General features: G+C 53.5%; 2 protein-coding genes. One reads left to right on the top strand and one right to left on the bottom strand.

Annotation, left to right across the window (positions count from 1 at the left end):
- A partial coding sequence (locus CK240_RS17915; RefSeq protein WP_167650119.1) for a BrnA antitoxin family protein occupies positions 1-204 on the top strand: 204 nt, incomplete at its 5' end.
- A gap of 36 nt (positions 205-240) precedes the next feature.
- On the opposite strand, the gene CK240_RS18865 is transcribed toward CK240_RS17915, so the two are convergent.
- Positions 241-546, bottom strand: a 306-nt coding sequence (locus CK240_RS18865; protein WP_167650118.1) for a hypothetical protein, incomplete at its 5' end; no start/stop codon positions are given.

Here is a 546-nt window from a genome sequence, read left to right as displayed (position 1 = left end):
ACCAGCGACATTCCCGAGCTGACCGACGAGCAATGGGCCGGCGCAGTCCGAGGCCGGTTCTATCGCCCGATCAAACAGCAGATCACGGCGCGACTGGATACCGATGTGCTGGCTTGGCTGAAAGCCGGGGGACAGGGCTATCAGACCCGCATGAACGCGATCCTGCGTCGCGCCATGATGGCCGAGCTCGGCCGCCGCGGCTGAGTCGAACGGGCAGATCCGCTCCCAATCGGGCGGCAGCTAACAGGCTGTTACTTTCGGCGTTGCGCTCGAAACAAATTGCAAACTTTTATTTAGATCAAGTTGAGGAAATTCTGGGTGCTGATAGTGAATAAGTGAGCGATCAAAGTATGGCTCAGTATCAATCTCTGTATCCAGCAGTGTAATACTTATATCGACCAAGTTGTGCGCCTTGGGCGATTCTGTGTGAATCGTGATTTCTAAGGGTCCATCAGGATGGGTTACAGCAAGATAACCACCGCTTGCCAAGAGTTCAGGGTTGCCACCCGCTACTCTTGTATGTCTTTGTTTATTAACACCTATGCT

The sequence above is a fragment of the Paracoccus salipaludis genome, assembly GCF_002287065.1.
GTDB lineage: Bacteria > Pseudomonadota > Alphaproteobacteria > Rhodobacterales > Rhodobacteraceae > Paracoccus > Paracoccus salipaludis.
The sequence above is the reverse complement of the archived record's forward strand: the minus strand, read 5'-3'. Positions and strand labels throughout refer to the sequence as shown.